The organism is Agrobacterium sp. YIC 4121 (assembly GCF_002008205.1).
In the GTDB taxonomy this organism is placed as follows: domain Bacteria; phylum Pseudomonadota; class Alphaproteobacteria; order Rhizobiales; family Rhizobiaceae; genus Agrobacterium; species Agrobacterium leguminum.
Genome location: NZ_MRDI01000024.1, coordinates 86,539 through 104,602, shown reverse-complemented (window position 1 = coordinate 104,602; position 18,064 = coordinate 86,539). Strand labels below are relative to the sequence as shown.

Sequence of the window (18,064 nt, the reverse complement as noted above, 5' to 3'; positions counted from 1 at the left end):
AGACATACACGAAGACAATAAGGGAAAGCACGCCGTATGATTGCAGATCGATGCGGCGTGCACCGGATTTATGCGACGCGGCTATAGACGAGATGGTAAAAACGTCCGTCGCACATGCTCATCATCTCATCCGTCAGCACCCGGCCTTCCAGCCGGACGGGGGAAACCAGCGCTTCCTCCACTGCTTCCATCGACGGATAGTCGATTTCCTGCACCATGATGATCGAGGCCGCGTCCGGGTCCGTGCGCTCGGTGCGCATCACCCGCACGGCCTGCGCATTCGGCATGCGTTTCCAGACCGGCAGCAATTTTTCCTCGACGATGCGGAAAAACTCCTCCTCCCGACCGGGGTGAATCCTGCCTTCGAAAATTGCCGAGCGTGTATACATCTTTCCTCCCGAATGAATGCCGACCCAAACAGTTCTGTAGATCGGACTTGCAATGATACCGATAACATGCATTATTGATCCTGCCAAGAACGTGAAGCGGTGTCGAACAGAGGAAAATCGATAACCAGCAGAAAACATTGAATTTCATGGGAAATTCATCTGGTTTTGTGCTTTCGCGGTTTCTTGGGAGGAGTTTTTAGTCAATCGCGTTAAAATGTTATCGAGAACATTTTCGGGTTTGCGCAAGGCCGCTGTTCCATTCTGGGCAGCCACTTATAAGGTTGGAGGAGAAACCATGAGCATATCCAGATTTCTGAAGAACATGACCGTTGCCGTTGGTGTTGCAGCAGCAACGCTTGCCGCCACCACGTCTGCCCAAGCCGTCTCGCTCAGCGAGATCACGGCGCGCGGCAAGGTCAAGATTGGTGTTCTGACCGGTGCGCCGCCGATGGGCATGGTGGATGAGAAGGGCAATCCTTCCGGTTACGACGTCGATGTCGCCAATCTCATTGGTTCCTACCTGTCGCTGCCGGTGGAACTGGTGCCGCTGACGCCGCCTGCGCGTATTCCTGCCCTTCAGACCGGTAAGGTCGATTTTCTTGTTGCCACGCTTGCGCCGACCGGCGAGCGCGCCAAGACCGTGATGTTCACGCAGCCTTACAGCGCCTTCAACATGGACATCATTTCCGGCAAGGACCAGAAGTTCGAAAATCTCGACAGCCTTAAGGGCAAGCGCGTTTCGGTCAATCGCGGTTCCTCGCAGGAAACCGCGCTGCGCAAGGCCAATGTCGAAGGTCTCGAAATCGTCGTTTACGAAGACGATTCCACCAGCGCCCAGGCACTGCTCGCCGGTCAGGTGGATGCCGTCGCCCTTCCGTCCACGGTTGGCGAAGCGATCATCAAGCAGCGTCCGGAAGCCGGTCTGCAGGTTGGTTTCACCTTCTTCCAGCAGGGCAACTCCATGGCGACCAAGCTTGAGGATTTCGAGCTGCGCCAATGGCTGAACACCTCCATCTATCTTATGAAGATGTCCGGCGATCTCGACCGCATCTCGGTCAAGTGGACCGGCCGTCCGCTGCCGCAATTGCCAAGCTTCTGATTGAGCCTTTCAACGCGCCCGCCAGGAAGACTTCCGGCGGGCCCGGGAAATGTCAACGGAGTGACGCATGTCCTATACATTCCAATTCGGCGCGCTCGCCCAGTATCAGAACGAGATTCTGAACGGCATATGGCTGACGATCAAGCTGTCGGTCCTGTCCATCGTGCTCGGCTGCGCTTTCGGCATTCTTTTGGCCTCGCTGCGGTCCATCAATGGCGGCATCGTCCGCATCATCGTGGACGGTTATGTGGAAGTCATCCGCAATACGCCGTTTCTCGTGCAGCTTTTCATTGTCTATTTCGGCCTGCCGGGCCTCGGCTTCAGGGTAGGGGCGGACACGGCGGCGCTGATCGGCATGACGATCAATCTCGCGGCCTATTCGACGGAAATCATCCGCGCCGGCATCGAGGCGGTGCACAAGTCGCAGATCGAGGCGGGCGAGGCGCTGGGTTTCACCAAGTATCAGATCTATCGCCACGTCATCATCGTGCCCGCCATCGCCAAGGTCTATCCCTCGCTTTGCAGCCAGTTCGTGCTGATGATGCTGGCATCGAGCATATGTTCGGCCATTTCCACCCATGAGCTTGCGGCTGCCGCAGCCTTCGTGGAATCGCAGACCTATCGCTCCTTCGAGGTCTATATCGTCGTCACGCTCATCTATCTTGCGCTGGCGCTCAGCCTGCGGCTCATCCTTGCCCTTGTCGGCATGTGGCTGTTCGGCCGTCGCGTTGCCCGCAAGACGATGACCGCCATGCCGGAGGTGCAGTCATGACTCTTCGAACTTTCGGCTGGAACGAATTCGGCTTCTTGCTGACCGCCCTGCAATGGACCGTGCTTCTGACGATCATTGCGCTTATCGGCGGCGGCATCGTCGGCTTCTTCGTGGCGCTCGCCCGCACCTCGAATTTCAAGGCGCTGCGCATTGCCGCCGGCACTTATATCCAGGTGATCCAGGGCATTCCGGTGCTGATGATCCTGTTCCTGTCCTATTACGGCCTCAGCCTTGCCGGGCTGGAACTGCCGCCGCTCTTTGCCGCCGGCGCCTCGATGACGATCTATACATCGGGTTATCTCGCGGAAATCTGGCGCGGCTGCATCCAGGCGGTGCCGAAGCAGCAATGGGAAGCGTCGGAATCGCTGGCGCTGACCCGCGCCCAGCAATATCGCTACGTCATCCTGCCGCAGGCGATCCGCATTTCGCTACCGCCGACCGTCGGTTTTGCCGTTCAGGTCGTCAAGAATACGTCCATCGCATCGATCATCGGTTTCGTCGAACTGGCGAGAGCGGGGCAGCTCATCAACAATGCCACGTTCCAGCCGTTCCGCGTCTTCGTCGCCGTGGCCGTGCTTTATTTCATCGTCTGCTACCCGTTGTCCCAGCTGTCGCGTTGGCTGGAAAGGAGGCTTCATGCCGGAAGTAATCGTTGAAAACGTTCACAAGAGCTTTGGCGCTCTGGAAGTCCTCAAAGGCGTGTCGCTGACGGTCGGCCGCGGTGAAGTCTTCGCCCTTATCGGCCGCTCGGGCTCGGGCAAGAGCACGCTGCTGCGCTGCATGAACGGACTGGAGAAGATCAATTCGGGCCGCATCGAAATCGCGGGTCACGCCATCGGGGAAGATGCCAAGGCGCTGCGCAAGCTGCGCACCGATGTCGGCATCGTATTCCAGAGCTACAATCTTTTCCCGCATCTGACGGTCGGCGAAAACATCATGCTCGCGCCGCGTATCGTCAAGGATGTGGCGAAATCGGAAACGAAGGATATTGCCCGCGAGGTTCTGCAACTCGTCGGCCTGTCGGAGAAATTCGATTCCTATCCGGATCAGCTTTCCGGCGGCCAGCAGCAGCGCGTGGCGATTGCCCGCTCGCTCGCCATGCGGCCGAAGGTGATGCTGTTTGATGAGGTGACCTCGGCGCTCGACCCAGAATTGACTGAGGAAGTGCTGACTGTCATGGAAAACCTCGCCAAAGACGGCATGACCATGATCCTCGTCACCCATGAAATGGCCTTTGCGCGCCGCGTCGCGACCGAAACCATCTTCATGCACAAGGGCAAGATCTGGGAGCAGGGTCGTTCATCCGAACTCTTCGCCAACCCGCAAACGCCGGAACTCCGGCAATTCGTCAAGGCCGATGTGAAGTAGTTCACCGGCGCAAAGGAAACTTCATGACCACTGAAATCGTGCAATTGTGCCCGCTCATCCCGGCACTGGAAGAAGAACTCGCGGAGCGCTTCACCGTGCATCGCCTGTTCGAGGCTGCTGACAAGGCGGCGTTCCTTGCTGAAAAGGGTGCTTCAATCCGCGGCGTCGTCACCGGCGGCCATATCGGCCTTCCGGCGGATATCGGCGCTGCACTTCCCAATCTTGAAATTGTCGCCATCAACGGCGTCGGTTTCGACAAGGTCGATCTGACTGACGCGAAACAGCGCGGTTTCCGCGTCTCCAACACGCCTGACGTGCTGACCGCCGATGTCGCCGACCTCGCGCTCGGCCTCGTTCTGGCGCAGGCACGCAAGCTGCCGCAGGCCGACCAGCATGTGCGCACCGGCCAATGGCTGAAGGGCGATATGGGGCTTTCCACCCGCGTGGCCGGCCGCCGTTACGGCATTTTCGGCCTCGGCCGCATCGGTCAGGCAATCGCAAAGCGGCTGGAAGGTTTCGATGCGCGCATTTCCTACACCGCCAGAAACCGCCGCGATGTCGCCTATGATTATTATGACAGCATCGAGGCGCTTGCCGCCAATTGCGACGTGCTGATCATCGCCGCCGCCGCTACTGCCGAAACGCGCCATATCGTCGATGCGGATGTGCTGAAGGCTCTCGGGCCCCAGGGTGTGCTCGTTAATGTGGCGCGCGGTTCGCTGGTGGATGAAAAGGCGCTGGTCGAAGCGCTTGCGAACGGCACGATCGCAGGTGCTGCGCTGGATGTCTTCGAGGATGAGCCGCGTGTGCCGGAAGCGCTTTTCGCCTTCGACAACGTCACGCTCGCGCCGCATGTCGGCAGCGGCACGCACCAGACGCGGCGCGCCATGGCGGATCTCGTTCTCGCCAATCTCGATGCCCATTTTGCCGGGAAAGAACTGCCGAAACCGGTGGTGTGACCGTCAACGAATTGCCGCCTGTGGCCTTGACGGCGCAGCTTCGGTTGCGCCGTTTTGATTCAAGCCGGCAGGGCTTCAGGGAGGCTGCTGCAAAAGGCGGGTTTCCCGGCAATCTCCCGTCGTTGTTCATATTTATATAATACGTATAATCCTACTATTCTGCTTCCTTATAAAATGATGAGGCGGAGAGGTGCGTTCCAAAGGCCCGAAGACACCCGAAGAAAACCGGATGTCGCGAAAAAAGCGCGATGTCACGCCATCCGCCACTCGTGACATGAGCGAAAACAGCAATCCTTCCGACCGGCACACGCTTCTGGAAGCGATGATCGACCACGTGCCGGATTTTATCTATGCCAAGGATCTGGAAGGGCGCTTTCTTTTTGCCAATCGCGCCATCGTCACCGAAAACGGCTTTGACACGGTCGAGCAACTGATCGGGCTCACCGACTACGATATTCACGGCGAAGCGGCGCGGCGTGCCGGCATTCCCGATACCGAGGCGCGGGTGATGCGCACCGGCGAACCGGATCTCGGTTACGAAGAGCGCGCAATGCGCGGGGATATCGACCGCTGGCTCATGATGTCGCGCGTGCCGCTGAAGGACAAGGCCGGCAACATCATCGGCGTGGTCGGCGCCTCGCGGGATATAACCCAGAAAAAGGCCTCTGAAAGACTGCTTCAGGCGCAGGCGCATATTCTGGAAATGATCGTCGCGGCAGCGCGTATCGAGGATTTTCTTGAGGAATTCGTCAAGGCCATCGAAAATCTCGCGACCGGACTGGCCTGCGCGGTGCGGGTGTTCGATGCGGCGGAAGGGGAACCTTCCGTTTACGCCTCGCCGGCACTGGCGCAGCAGGAGGGGCTGGCCGCACTTGTCTCCAGTGTCAGCGATCCTGAGAGCCTTATCCAGCCGGCAGAACACATGGCCTTCAGTTTCGATATTCCCGCCAGCGAAGGCAAGGCGCATGGTTTCGTCTGGTGCATGCTGGCCGGCCGCCAGCCGGATGCGGCGCTGGTGGAATTCATAGGCGCGGCGGCGCGCATGGCGGGGCTGGCTATCGACCGCAAAAGGGCGGCGGAACATATCGCTTTCCTGGCGGATCACGACATGCTGACCCGGCTGCCGAACCGCCGTTTCCTCGATACGAGACTGCCGGAAATACTGGCGGCGGCGGCAAAGGCGAACCGAAGGGTCGGTATCGGTTTTCTCGATCTCGACAATTTCAAGCAGATCAACGATACGCTCGGCCACAGCATCGGCGACGCGTTGCTGTCGAAAACCGCCGAGCGCATTGCGAAAAGCCTCCGGAAGAACGATCTCGTTCTCAGGGTGGGCGGCGACGAGTTCGTCATCATTCTCGAAGAGCGCAGGGACGATGTCGAAAACCGCCTGCAGCGCATCCGCGCCGCTGTCTCGCAGCCCTTGCGTATCGGCAATTACGATATCAAGGTCACATGCAGCATCGGCATGGCCTTTTTCCCGGAGCATGGGGAAACCACGGCGGAAATCGTCGCGGCGGCCGATCTCGCCATGTATGAAGCCAAACATACCGGGCGCGACAGCATTGCCACCTTCACCCCGAACATGGCGGATGATCTGAGAAAGAAGTTCACCCGCATCGAGGAATTGCGAAAGGCGGTAAAGAGGGACGAGTTCGTGCTGCACTTCCAGCCGCAGGTCGATCTTGTCAGCGGCCGGATCAGCGGCGTGGAGGCGCTGGTGCGCTGGCAGCACCCCACGGAAGGTCTGCTCGGTCCTGCGGAATTCATCGGGCTTGCGGAAGAAACCGGCCTGATCGTCGAACTCGGAGAAAGCATTCTCGAAAAGGCCTGTCGTCAGGCGCAGGCATGGGCCGCCGCCGGCCTGTCGCCCGTCAAAATGGCGGTCAATATCTCTCCGCGGCAGTTTCAGGGCGGGCTGGTGCAGCAGATCAGGTCGGTGCTCAAGGAAACCGGCCTTGCGCCATCCCTGCTGGAAATCGAAATCACCGAGACGCTCATCATTCAGGATGTTGAAACATCGGTGCGGATCATGCGGGCCATCAAACAGATGGGTGTCAGCCTGGCGTTGGATGATTTCGGTATCGGTTATTCCTGCCTCGGCATGCTCAAGACATTCCCGCTCTCGTGCATGAAGATAGACCGCTCGTTCCTGACCCATCTGCCGGAAAAGACCAAGGACAGCGCCATCGTCTCGATCATGATCCAGCTTGCCGGGTCTCTGGGCATCGATGTCATTGCCGAAGGTGTGGAAGCCGGCGAGCAGGCGACATTTCTACGGGATGCCGGCTGCCCCTACGGTCAGGGTTATTACTTCAGCCGCCCGGTGCCGGCAGAGGCGATCGAAGACATGCTGGCGAAGACGACGATATTCGCGACCGGCTTACCCGAACACCGCCTATAAGCTGCCTCGGGCGACCGGTTGTTTCAGATCGTCCAGATATGGCTTCCCGGGAGAGGCCGGGCGGACGTTTTGTCGCCTGCATCCTTTCTTCTTCCTCGATGAAAACCACTTTGCTTCCCCATGCCCGCGCGTGCTGACGCCTCCTGATCCGGACGGGACGGGAGCGTTTGTTGTTTTTGTGTCTTATAATTTAGAAATTTAAGGCAATATTTAAAAGTAATAAATTCTATTATTTTGAAATAATAATAAGAAGTATTATATTTTAAACTATTAAATTGTTGTAATTTTACTACGAAATTGAATTGTGTACTTTGTCTGTATTTGTATTTTGTCGATTTAAATTGCGAGTCTGCGGCAACTTCTGTCATTTGCTGAATCAGCGCAGGGAAGCGGGCGGCAGGGAAAGACCAGCCCTCAAATTTGCGCATTCGTTGAAAAATTTTTGACTGGAGATTACAAATGAACATCAAGAGCCTTCTTATCGGCTCCGCTGCGGCTCTCGCAGCAGTATCCGGCGCACAGGCCGCTGACGCCATCGTCGCTGCCGAGCCGGAAGCCATGGAATATGTTCGCGTCTGCGACGCTTTCGGCACCGGCTTCTTCTACATCCCCGGCACCGAAACCTGCCTGAAGTTCGACGGTTACGTACGTTTCCAGACGGACTTCGGTCGCGGCAAGGCTGGCGACTCGGATTGGGACAGCTTCTCGCGCGCCCAGTTCAACATCGATACCCGCACCGACACCGAACTGGGCGCTCTGCGCGGCTATATCGGTTTCCGTGGCGATGCCGACCAAGACAGCAGCCGCGGCGTTGTCGTCGATCAGGCATTTATCGAGCTCAGCGGCCTTAAGGTCGGTTTCTACTACAACTGGTGGGATGATGGTCTCGCTGGCGAATATGACCAGCTCAGCTCCAACAAGACCCGTCTGAACGCTATCCGTTACACCTACGATGCCGGCTCGTTCTACGCTGGTGTTGCAGTTGAAGAACTCGAAGGCGTTATCGCTGGCAACGATGCTGATGTAGCAGCTACAGTAATCTCTGGAAGGGTTAGCGGTGGTTACACCGCCATCAACAAAACAAACAACCTCGGCGTAGCCCAAGGCAACTGGACCACCGCCAACGGAAAAAGCGCCACCGACAACAACGTCGGTATTAGCGCTATCATCGGCGGAAAGTTCGGCGCTGTTAAGGCCAACGTCCTCGGCGGTTACGACACCAATGCTGAGAATGGCGCAATCCGCGCAATCCTGACGGCAGACCTCGGTCCGGGCACGTTCGGCCTTGCTGGCGCATGGGCATCGGGTGCCAATGCATATTACGAAGAATCGGAATGGACCGTGGCCGCCGAATATTCGATCAAAGCAACCGACAAGCTGACCATCACCCCCGGCTTCCAGTACTTCGGTACGCTGGATATCGGTAAGGACGGCAAGTTCACGGGTGATCGCGATGCATGGCGCGCTGGCGTCGCTGCTGGCTACAAGATCACGTCTGGTCTCTCCACCAAGGTTGCGGTGACCTATCAGGACGTCGACGGCCGCGAAGGTCGCGACAGTGGTGCTGGCGACAGCTGGACCGGTTTCGTTCGTCTCGAGCGCGCGTTCTAATAGTCTACAAAAAGCATAGTAGGGTTAGACAACTCAGATCCACCCCGTTTCCGAACGGGTGAGTCACTAGCTCCAGTCAAAGTTCCTGACATGATGTCAGGTTTACTCCCCGGACCCCTCCAGGCCGGGGAGTTTTTGCGCTTATAGTCGATACGTGGATGGCGGCTCCGTCCATTTGGTCGGAGAATGCGCGCAGGCTTGCTGCTCTTCCCTTGCTCGCAAATGTGATACAGCAAAATCGGCTATCCCGTGAGGAGGGCAATTGAGTAATTGTCTGCAATATGAAATATTATTGTATACAATAAATCAGGTACTCCCATGGAATTCGATTTTACCGCGCTTGAGCCGCAAAGCCGTTATCGTTTGCTGACCAATTTTATCGGTCCACGGCCGATAGCGCTTGTCACGACGCGCTCGGCCGCTGGTCACAACAATGCCGCGCCGATGAGCTTTTTCAACGTTTTCTCCCATGATCCGCCGATCGTTGTTCTCGGCATCCAGCCGCGTGTGACGGGCGAGGAGAAGGATACGATGGCCAATATTCGTCGCACCGGCGAATTCGTCATCAACATGGTCGATATGGCTCTGTCCGAACAGATGCTCGTCTGCGGCCTGGGTTTCGAGAGCGAGGTCGATGAACTTTCGATTGCCGGACTGACGGCCATGCCCTGCAGCAAGATCGATGCAAGCTTTGCGGCGGAATCGCCCTGCGCCTTCGAATGCCGTGTGGAGCGCCTGATCGATTATCCGCGCCGTACCCTTGTCCTCGGGGAGGTGGTGCACATGCATGTCCACAAGGATTGTCTCGATGCGGAAGGGCGTTATGTCGATCCGGACCGATATCAGCCCATCGCGCGCCTGCATGCCGATAATTACATCAGCTCGGATCGCCAGTTCGTCCTCAAGGCGCCTGCGATGAGCGACTTCATCAAGCCGACTGGCGAGTGAAGGTTTCTGCGACTGAAGCGCCGAATACCTTTTGCCTGCCGCCGCAAACTCGAGAAAATGAGAGGGTAGGGCATCGCGGCGGCGATGACGATTGGTTTCGTTTCCCGGCGCTGTGCGGCAGGTCAGGCGAAACGACGGATGGGTCAATGCCGCGATAAAGCTGCGTCCAGTGCGGTTGGAGTGGTTGACCGAACGTCGCGCCCATGACTGCCCGTGCCTGATGGAATCCAGTCTCGCCACCCCGTGCGGTTTCAGGAAAACAACGGCATTCATTTGCGGGCTTCCCCGCCTCGTTCTAGTGTTCTCCTGCTCGCACCATCGCAGGGTCGCGAGCGACGCGGGAGGACGCATGATCGACAAGCTGGAATTTTTCATTGCATTGGCGCGCGCAGGGCATTTTGGCCGCGCGGCAGAGGAGTGCGGCGTTTCCCAACCCAGTCTCTCGGCCGCGATCCGGCAGCTGGAGGACCAGCTTGGTGTCGTTCTTGTGGTGCGTGCGGCGCGTTATCAGGGGCTGACACCGGAGGGCCAGCGTGTTCTCGAATGGGCGCGTCGCATCGTCGCCGATACGCGCACCATGCGTGAGGAAATGCGTGCGGCGCGCAAGGGTCTGGCGGGCCACATCCGCCTTGCGGTCATTCCGACGGCCCTTGCGATGGTGCCGCGATTGACGGAATCCTTTCAGGCGCGGCATCCCGACGTGACCTTTTCCGTGACGTCACGCACCTCGCTTCAGGTCCTGAGCCAGATCGAAAACCTCGAGATCGATGCGGGAATCAGCTATCTCGACAATGAACCTCTTGGCCGAGTGACCACGGTACCGCTCTATTCGGAGCGATATCACCTGATTGCAGCAGCCGGAACGCCGCTCGCCGATCAGGAAAGCGTTACCTGGAAGCAGGTTTCAGGTCTTAGGTTATGCCTATTGACTTCGGATATGCAGAACCGCCGCATCATCAACAAGCATATGGCTGAAGCGGGCGTTGAGGTGAAGCCGACATTGGAGTCCAACTCCATGATTGTGCTGTTTTCGCATATCCGAACCGGACAATGGGCTTCAATAATGCCGCGTAACATAGCGGAATCATTCGGTTTTCCAAAACAGATCAGAATGATACCGATTACCGAGCCGGATGCGGAGCACCTAGTGGGGCTGATCGCGACCTATCGTGAACCGCACACGCCACTCGTTTCTGCGCTTCTTCATGAGGCGCGTCAGCGCGCAGCGGCGATGGCTTTTGATAGGAATTTCCTATCGGTTGACGAAAACACATTATTGACCTGATCCGGCCGACCTCGCCATTCTCCCGAACCATGCAGGGGCTGCGCTGGCACTGAAACATGTGCCGTTCGCCATCCCTGCCCCTGTCGGTTTGGGAGGACTGGCTTATGAATATCCGTGCGGTTGCCGCAGATGAGGCGGCTCGTGTTTCCGCCATCATTGACGAACTTCTCCACCTGGAGGGGCCATTGCTGCCCATTCTGCACGCGGTGCAGGAAGAATTCGGCTACATACCGGAAAGCGCCAAGCAGATCGTCGCATCCGCGCTGAATATTTCGCGCGCCGAGGTCCATGGCGTCGTGACCTTCTATCCCGATTTTCGAGATCATCCGTCCGGCCGGCATGTGCTGAAGCTCTGTCGCGCCGAGGCTTGCCAGTCGATGGGTGGCGAGCCTCTTGCGGAAACCATCAAGAACCGGCTCGGCCTTGACTGGCACGAAACCGCAGCCGACGGTTCCGTCACGCTGGAGCCGGTTTTCTGTCTCGGGCTTTGCGCACAGGCGCCCGCGCTGATGCTGGATGGCGAGCTTCATGCGCGACTGGATGAGCACTGTCTTGGCGACATTCTGGCGGAGGCGCGCCGATGAGTGTCACCGTTTTTGTTCCAGGCGATTCCGCCGCGCTTGCCGTTGGCGCAGACCGTGTCGCCGAAGCAATCGGCCGCGAGGCGGCCAGCCGCAACCTCGAGGTTCATATTGTCCGTAATGGCTCACGCGGCATGCTCTGGCTTGAAGTGCTGGTGGAAGTGCGCACCGAACATGGCCGTATTGCCTATGGGCCGGTCAAGGCCAGCGACGTTGCTTCACTTTTCGATGCGGGTTTTCTCACCGGCGGCGAGCATCGTCTCTGTCTCGGGCCGACGAAGGACATTCCGTTCCTGAAAAGCCAGACGCGTCTTACATTTGCCCGCTGCGGTGTTACCGATCCATTGTCGCTTGCGGATTACCGCGCCTATCAGGGCTTGAAAGGCCTCGAAAAAGCCGTCGCCATGGCGCCGGCCGATATCGTAGCGCAAGTGACCGAAAGCGGCCTGCGCGGACGCGGCGGCGCGGGTTTCCCGACCGGTATCAAATGGAAGACCGTCGCCGATGCGGTGGCCGACCAGAAATATATCGTCTGCAATGCCGATGAGGGCGATAGCGGCACCTTCGCTGACCGCATGATCATGGAAGGCGATCCCTTCGTGCTGATTGAAGGCATGGCGATTGCCGGCCTCGCCGTCGGCGCGACGAAAGGTTTCATCTATACGCGCTCGGAATATCCTTACGCCATCAAGGTCATGGAGCAGGCAATCGCAATCGCCCGCCGCGAAGGCATCATTGGCCCATCCGTGCTTGGTTCCGGGCGGGCCTTCTATCTCGAAGTGCGCATGGGTGCCGGCGCCTATGTCTGCGGCGAGGAAACCTCGCTTCTGAACAGTCTGGAAGGCAAGCGCGGAACCGTGCGCGCCAAGCCGCCGCTTCCTGCTTTGCAGGGCCTGTTCGGCAGGCCCACCGTCGTCAACAATGTGATTTCGCTCGCCTCCATTCCGGTCATCATGGATCGCGGCGCGGCGTTTTATCGCGATTTCGGCGTCGGCCGCTCGCATGGCACCATTCCCATCCAGCTTGCCGGAAACATCCGGCATGGCGGGCTTTATGAGACCGCCTTCGGCCTGCCGCTCGGGCAGCTGGTCAATGAGATCGGTGGCGGCACGATCACCGGCCGCCCAGTCAAGGCGGTGCAGGTGGGTGGTCCGCTCGGGGCCTATTTCCCGGTTTCGCTGTTCGACACGATCTTCGACTATGAAGCCTTCACCGCCGCCGGTGGCCTGATCGGCCATGCCGGCATCGTGGTTTTCGACGATACCGCCGATATGCTGCATCAGGCCCGGTTCGCGCTGGAATTCTGCGCCGTCGAAAGTTGCGGCAAGTGCACGCCCTGTCGCATCGGCTCCACACGCGGCGTCGAGACGGTGGACAGGATCGCGCTCGGCATCGAGCCGGAGAAAAATACGGCACTCCTCGCAGATCTCTGCGAAACCATGAAATTCGGTTCGCTATGTGCGCTCGGCGGTTTCACGCCCTATCCCGTCATGAGCGCACTTCGGCATTTCCCTGATGATTTTGCCCCCATCCCACGTGTTGAAGCGGCGGAGTAAGACCATGGCCCTTGTAACAGAATTCGACTATGGAACCCCCAAATCCCACGCAACGGACATGGTGACGCTCACCATCGACGGCAGGCAGGTGACTGTGCCTGCGGGAACCTCGATCATGCGCGCCTCGCGCGAAGCGGGTATCGATGTTCCAAAGCTCTGCGCCACCGACATGTTGGATGCCTTCGGCTCCTGCCGCCTCTGTCTGATCGAGGTGGAGGGCCGCAACGGCACCCCCGCCTCCTGCACCACGCCCGTCGCCCCCGGTCTCGTCGTGCACACGCAGACGGAGCGGCTGAAGCAGATCCGCAAGGGCGTGATGGAGCTTTATATCTCCGATCACCCGCTCGACTGTCTGACCTGCGCCGCCAATGGCGATTGCGAGCTGCAGGATATGGCCGGCGCCGTGGGCCTGCGCGATGTTCGCTACGGATACGAAGGCGACAACCACGTCAAGGCCCGCACTGGCGATGGCGATCTTAACGCGCGCTGGATGCCGAAGGATGAAAGCAATCCCTATTTCACCTACGATCCTTCCAAATGTATCGTCTGCTCCCGTTGCGTGCGCGCCTGCGAGGAAGTGCAGGGCACCTTCGCGCTGACGATCGAAGGACGAGGTTTTGAAAGCCGTGTGTCGCCCGGCGCACATGAGGCGTTCCTCGATTCCGATTGCGTTTCCTGCGGCGCCTGCGTGCAGGCCTGTCCGACGGCGACGCTGACGGAGAAATCGGTGATCGAAATCGGCCAGCCGGAGCATTCGCTGGTCACGACCTGCGCCTATTGCGGCGTTGGCTGCTCCTTCAAGGCGGAAATGCGCGGTGAAGAGCTGGTGCGCATGGTGCCGTGGAAGGACGGGCAGGCCAATCGCGGCCATTCCTGCGTCAAGGGCCGCTTCGCTTATGGTTATGCCACCCACAGGGACCGCATTCTCAACCCGATGATCCGCGAGAAGATCAGCGATCCATGGCGGGAAGTCACATGGGAGGAGGCCTTCTCCCATGTCGCGTCAGAGTTCCGGCGTATCCAGGGTCAATATGGCCGGGAATCCATCGGCGGCATCACCTCGTCCCGCTGCACGAACGAAGAAACCTTCCTCGTCCAGAAACTCATCCGCGCCGGCTTCGGCAATAACAACGTCGATACCTGCGCCCGCGTCTGCCATTCGCCGACGGGCTACGGTCTCGGCCAGGCCTTCGGCACCTCCGCCGGCACGCAGAATTTCGATAGCGTCGAGCAGTCCGATGTGGTGCTGGTGATCGGCGCCAATCCGACCGATGGGCATCCTGTTTTCGGTTCGCGGCTGAAGAAGCGGTTGCGGCAGGGCGCGAAGCTGATCGTCATCGATCCGCGCCGTATCGATCTCGTCCGCACGCCGCATGTGGAGGCGTCCTTCCACCTGCCGCTGAAGCCCGGAACGAATGTTGCGGTGCTGACAGCGCTTGCGCATGTCATCGTCACGGAAGGTCTGTTCAACGAAGCCTTCATTCGCGAGCGCTGCGACTGGTCGGAATTCGAGGATTGGGCCGCTTTCGTCGCCGAGCCTCAGCATAGCCCGGAAGAAACCGAAAGCTTTACCGGTGTGCCGGCGGAAGAGGTGCGCGGCGCTGCACGTCTTTATGCCAGGGGTGGCAATGGCGCCATCTATTACGGGCTCGGTGTCACCGAGCACAGCCAGGGGTCTACCACTGTGATGGCAATCGCCAATCTGGCCATGGCGACCGGCAATATCGGCCGCCCCGGTGTAGGCGTTAATCCGCTGCGCGGTCAGAACAATGTTCAGGGTTCCTGCGACATGGGGTCTTTCCCGCACGAGCTTCCGGGATATCGGCATATTTCCGACGATGCCACGCGCGACATCTTCGAGAAACTCTGGGGCGTGAAGCTTAACAACGAGCCGGGGCTGCGTATTCCCAACATGCTCGATGCGGCCGTGGATGGCAGCTTCAAGGGCATCTATATTCAGGGCGAGGACATTCTCCAGTCCGATCCGGATACGAAGCACGTCTCGGCCGGTCTCGCCGCGATGGAATGTGTCGTGGTGCACGATCTCTTCCTGAACGAGACGGCAAATTACGCCCATGTCTTCCTGCCGGGATCCACGTTCCTCGAAAAGGACGGCACCTTCACCAATGCCGAGCGCCGCATCAACCGCGTCCGCAAGGTCATGTCCCCGAAGAACGGTTATGCCGACTGGGAAGTGACGCAGAAGCTGGCGCAGGCCATGGGTCTTGCGTGGAATTACGCGCATCCGTCCGAGATCATGGACGAGATCGCGGCGACGACACCGAGCTTTGCCGGTGTTTCCTATGACTATCTGGAGGAGAAGGGCTCGGTGCAGTGGCCCTGCAACGAGAAATTCCCGGATGGTTCGCCGATCATGCACGTGGATGGTTTCGTGCGCGGCAAGGGCAAGTTCATCCGCACCGAATATGTGGCGACGGACGAACGCACTGGGCCGCGTTTCCCCCTGCTGCTCACCACCGGCCGCATCCTGTCGCAATATAATGTCGGCGCGCAGACACGGCGCACTGAAAACGTCGTCTGGCATGAGGAGGATCGGCTCGAAATCCATCCGCACGATGCCGAACAGCGCGGGGTGAAGGATGGCGACTGGATCAAGCTCGCCAGCCGGTCGGGCGATACGACGCTGCGGGCGCTGATCACCGACCGTGTGGCGCCAGGCGTGGTCTATACGACCTTCCACCACCCCGGCACGCAGGCGAACGTCATCACTACCGACTTTTCCGACTGGGCGACCAACTGCCCAGAATACAAGGTGACCGCCGTGCAGGTATCGCCTTCCAACGGGCCGACGGAATGGCAGGAGGAATATGATGCGCTTGGCCGCCGTTCGCGGCGGATCAGCGGCAAGCTCGAAGCGGCGGAATAAGGAGGGCCGGATGCGCCCGGCCTTGTCACACACAGAGGCGTCGGCCAGCAGCCGGCGCGGGGGAAGAGGTCATGTTGCTCAATCACACCGATGAAAAGCTGGTGAGAATGGCGAACCAGATCGCGACATTCTTTCTGTCGCAGCCGGAAGATATTCGCATCGAAGGTGTCGCCACCCACATCAATAAGTTCTGGGAACCGCGCATGCGACGCCGGTTCTTCGAGATGGTGGATGCCGGGGCCGGTGATTTTCTGCCGCTTGTGCTTGCCGCGTCGAAGAAGATCAAGCGGCCCGACGATCCGGCGGCCGATGCCGTGGGCCTCGGCGACGATGCGAAGGGCGCGCCGGGCGGCAAAGGACCGATTGCGGGCGAGTCCCTTTCGGAACCGAGCGTCCCGGAAAGCACAGAGGCTTGAGCGGCGCGACCGCAAAATCACATTTTCGGCCGGACGGGGGACGTTCGGCGATATCGGTGTTCGCCCGGCGGGGCGAACGTGACATGTCCAGACATCCACGAGGGAGGTAATGTCAATGGCAGTAGCAGGTGCGACAGCGGGAGAGGCGGCGCAAGCCGGGTTTTTGGACCGCGAACGAATAATCGCAAGACCGGGTTTCAATCGCTGGCTGGTGCCGCCGGCGGCCCTTGCCATTCATCTATGCATCGGCATGGCCTATGGCTTCAGCGTGTTCTGGCTACCGCTGTCGAAGGCGCTGCCGGCCACGGACCCCAGTTGCTCCAGCCTTACCCTTCTGGGTGCGCTGTTCACCACTGAGTGCAACTGGCGCGTCGCCGACCTTGGTTGGATTTATACGCTTTTCTTCGTTCTTCTCGGCTGCTCGGCGGCGATCTGGGGCGGCTGGCTGGAAAGAGTGGGGCCACGCAAGGCCGGCTTCGTTTCCGCCTGCTGCTGGTGCGGCGGCATTCTGGTGGCGGCAATCGGCGTCATCACGCATCAACTGTGGTTGATGTGGCTGGGCGCTGGCGTCATCGGTGGTATCGGTCTCGGCCTTGGCTATATTTCGCCCGTATCGACACTGATCAAATGGTTCCCGGACCGTCGCGGCATGGCGACGGGCATGGCCATCATGGGATTTGGCGGTGGTGCGATGATCGGCGCGCCGCTTGCCAATCTGCTGATGAACAACTTCAAGACGGATGTTTCGGTCGGCGTCTGGCAGACTTTCGTGGTCATGGCCCTGATCTATTTCGTCTTCATGATGGCGGGCGCCTTCGGTTACCGCATTCCGCCGTCGGGCTGGCGTCCGGAAGGCTGGACCGCGCCTTCTGCCAAAAGCGCCATGATAACCCATCGCCACGTGCATCTGCGCGATGCGCACAAGACGCCGCAGTTCTGGCTTATCTGGGCGGTGCTGTGCCTCAACGTTTCGGCAGGTATCGGCGTCATCGGCATGGCCTCGCCCATGCTGCAGGAAATCTTCGCAGGATCGCTGATCGGCTTACCCGGCGTGGGCTTTGCCGATCTCGATGCCGGGCAGAAGGCGCAGATCGCGGCGATTGCTGCCGGTTTCACCGGGCTGCTTTCCCTGTTCAATATCGGCGGCCGCTTCTTCTGGGCGTCGATGTCTGACAAGATCGGCCGCAAGAACACTTATTTCTGCTTCTTCATTCTCGGCATCATTCTTTATGCGCTGGCGCCGACGCTTGCGACGATGGGCAACAAGGCGCTCTTCGTTCTTGCCTTCGGTATAATCCTGTCGATGTATGGCGGTGGTTTTGCGACCATTCCCGCTTATCTCGCCGATATTTTCGGCACGCAGTTCGTCGGCGCAATCCACGGCCGCCTGCTGACGGCGTGGGCGACTGCGGGCATCGCCGGCCCGGTCGTCGTCAACTACATCCGCGAAGCGCAGATCGCGGCGGGCGTGGCGCCAGGACCCGCGCTCTACACCAGCACCATGTATATTCTGGCGGGCATGCTGGCGATCGGCCTCGTGGCCAATGCCTTCGTGCGGCCGCTGTCGGACAAGTGGTTCATGTCGGATGCGGAGGTCGCGACGCTCCAGGCAAAGACGGCGGCCGCAAATGCCGGCCCGACAGGCTCCTTCGGCATCGGACGTGGCGGGCTGGACACCAAGGCGGCACTTGCCTGGGTTGCTGTCGGTATTCCGCTTCTGTGGGGCGTATGGGTTACCGTGAAAAGCAGCCTTGCGCTGTTCGGCTGAGCCATCAGGCCCGGAAAGCAT

The 18,064-nt window shown here is 59.4% G+C and carries 16 protein-coding genes; 14 read left to right on the top strand and 2 right to left on the bottom strand.

Translation table 11 applies throughout. The annotated features are described in order from the left end of the window. Positions 1–68 precede the first annotated feature (68 nt). Positions 69–389, bottom strand: a complete 321-nt coding sequence (locus BTE54_RS21205; RefSeq protein WP_003505663.1) for a hypothetical protein — start codon at positions 387–389, stop codon at positions 69–71. A gap of 295 nt (positions 390–684) precedes the next feature. On the opposite strand from BTE54_RS21205, the gene BTE54_RS21200 reads away from it, so the two are divergent. The 6 genes from BTE54_RS21200 to BTE54_RS21175 all read left to right on the top strand — a co-directional run bounded on the left by BTE54_RS21200 (position 685) and on the right by BTE54_RS21175 (position 6,991). Then, positions 685–1,488, top strand: a complete 804-nt coding sequence (locus BTE54_RS21200) for a transporter substrate-binding domain-containing protein (protein WP_078053895.1) — start codon at positions 685–687, stop codon at positions 1,486–1,488. 67 nt (positions 1,489–1,555) lie between these two features. Beyond that, positions 1,556–2,260 carry an amino acid ABC transporter permease gene (locus tag BTE54_RS21195; RefSeq protein WP_003505665.1) on the top strand — a complete coding sequence of 235 codons (705 nt, stop codon included), beginning with the start codon at positions 1,556–1,558 and terminating at the stop codon, positions 2,258–2,260. Beyond that, the gene (locus tag BTE54_RS21190; protein WP_003521700.1) at positions 2,257–2,916 is read left to right on the top strand and encodes an amino acid ABC transporter permease; all 660 of its coding nucleotides are present in this window, start codon (positions 2,257–2,259) and stop codon (positions 2,914–2,916) included. The genes BTE54_RS21195 and BTE54_RS21190 overlap by 4 nt, the downstream gene beginning before the upstream one ends. Further along, entirely contained in the window at positions 2,897–3,628 is a 732-nt protein-coding gene (locus BTE54_RS21185) for an amino acid ABC transporter ATP-binding protein (RefSeq protein WP_003521699.1), read from the top strand. Before BTE54_RS21190 ends, BTE54_RS21185 begins: the two co-directional genes overlap by 20 nt. Positions 3,629–3,651: 23 nt before the next feature. Continuing rightward, positions 3,652–4,587, top strand: a complete 936-nt coding sequence (locus BTE54_RS21180) for a 2-hydroxyacid dehydrogenase (protein WP_078053894.1) — start codon at positions 3,652–3,654, stop codon at positions 4,585–4,587. 229 nt (positions 4,588–4,816) lie between these two features. Further along, positions 4,817–6,991 carry a GGDEF and EAL domain-containing protein gene (locus BTE54_RS21175; RefSeq protein ID WP_078053936.1) on the top strand — a complete coding sequence of 725 codons (2,175 nt, stop codon included), beginning with the start codon at positions 4,817–4,819 and terminating at the stop codon, positions 6,989–6,991. Positions 6,992–7,014: 23 nt separating this feature from the next. Here BTE54_RS21175 and BTE54_RS24865 read toward each other — a convergent pair whose 3' ends face one another. Continuing rightward, positions 7,015–7,458 carry a hypothetical protein gene (locus tag BTE54_RS24865; RefSeq protein WP_143240761.1) on the bottom strand — a complete coding sequence of 148 codons (444 nt, stop codon included), beginning with the start codon at positions 7,456–7,458 and terminating at the stop codon, positions 7,015–7,017. On the opposite strand from BTE54_RS24865, the gene BTE54_RS21170 reads away from it, so the two are divergent. From BTE54_RS21170 to BTE54_RS21135, 8 genes are all read left to right on the top strand, one after another. Next, the gene (locus tag BTE54_RS21170; RefSeq protein ID WP_078053893.1) at positions 7,451–8,602 is read left to right on the top strand and encodes a porin; all 1,152 of its coding nucleotides are present in this window, start codon (positions 7,451–7,453) and stop codon (positions 8,600–8,602) included. The genes BTE54_RS24865 and BTE54_RS21170 overlap by 8 nt on opposite strands. Positions 8,603–8,920: 318 nt before the next feature. Then, positions 8,921–9,550: a flavin reductase family protein gene (locus BTE54_RS21165; protein ID WP_078053892.1), complete on the top strand. Its 630-nt coding sequence runs from the start codon at positions 8,921–8,923 to the stop codon at positions 9,548–9,550. Between the two features lie 349 nt (positions 9,551–9,899). Further along, positions 9,900–10,835, top strand: coding sequence for a LysR family transcriptional regulator (locus tag BTE54_RS21160; RefSeq protein ID WP_003521693.1), 936 nt, complete (start codon positions 9,900–9,902; stop codon positions 10,833–10,835). 104 nt (positions 10,836–10,939) lie between these two features. Continuing rightward, complete coding sequence (locus tag BTE54_RS21155; RefSeq protein WP_065657697.1) at positions 10,940–11,419, top strand: formate dehydrogenase subunit gamma; 480 nt, start codon at positions 10,940–10,942, stop codon at positions 11,417–11,419. Continuing rightward, on the top strand, positions 11,416–12,972 hold the full coding sequence (locus BTE54_RS21150) for an NADH-quinone oxidoreductase subunit NuoF (protein ID WP_078053891.1): 1,557 nt from the start codon (positions 11,416–11,418) through the stop codon (positions 12,970–12,972). The genes BTE54_RS21155 and BTE54_RS21150 overlap by 4 nt, the downstream gene beginning before the upstream one ends. A 4-nt stretch (positions 12,973–12,976) precedes the next feature. Further along, positions 12,977–15,859: a formate dehydrogenase subunit alpha gene (gene fdhF, locus BTE54_RS21145; protein WP_078053890.1), complete on the top strand. Its 2,883-nt coding sequence runs from the start codon at positions 12,977–12,979 to the stop codon at positions 15,857–15,859. Between the two features lie 71 nt (positions 15,860–15,930). After that, positions 15,931–16,275: a formate dehydrogenase subunit delta gene (locus tag BTE54_RS21140; protein WP_065657700.1), complete on the top strand. Its 345-nt coding sequence runs from the start codon at positions 15,931–15,933 to the stop codon at positions 16,273–16,275. A 115-nt stretch (positions 16,276–16,390) separates the two neighbouring features. Continuing rightward, a complete protein-coding gene (locus BTE54_RS21135; protein WP_003521686.1) occupies positions 16,391–18,043 on the top strand; it encodes an OFA family MFS transporter in 1,653 nt (550 codons plus the stop codon). Positions 18,044–18,064: the final 21 nt, after the last annotated feature.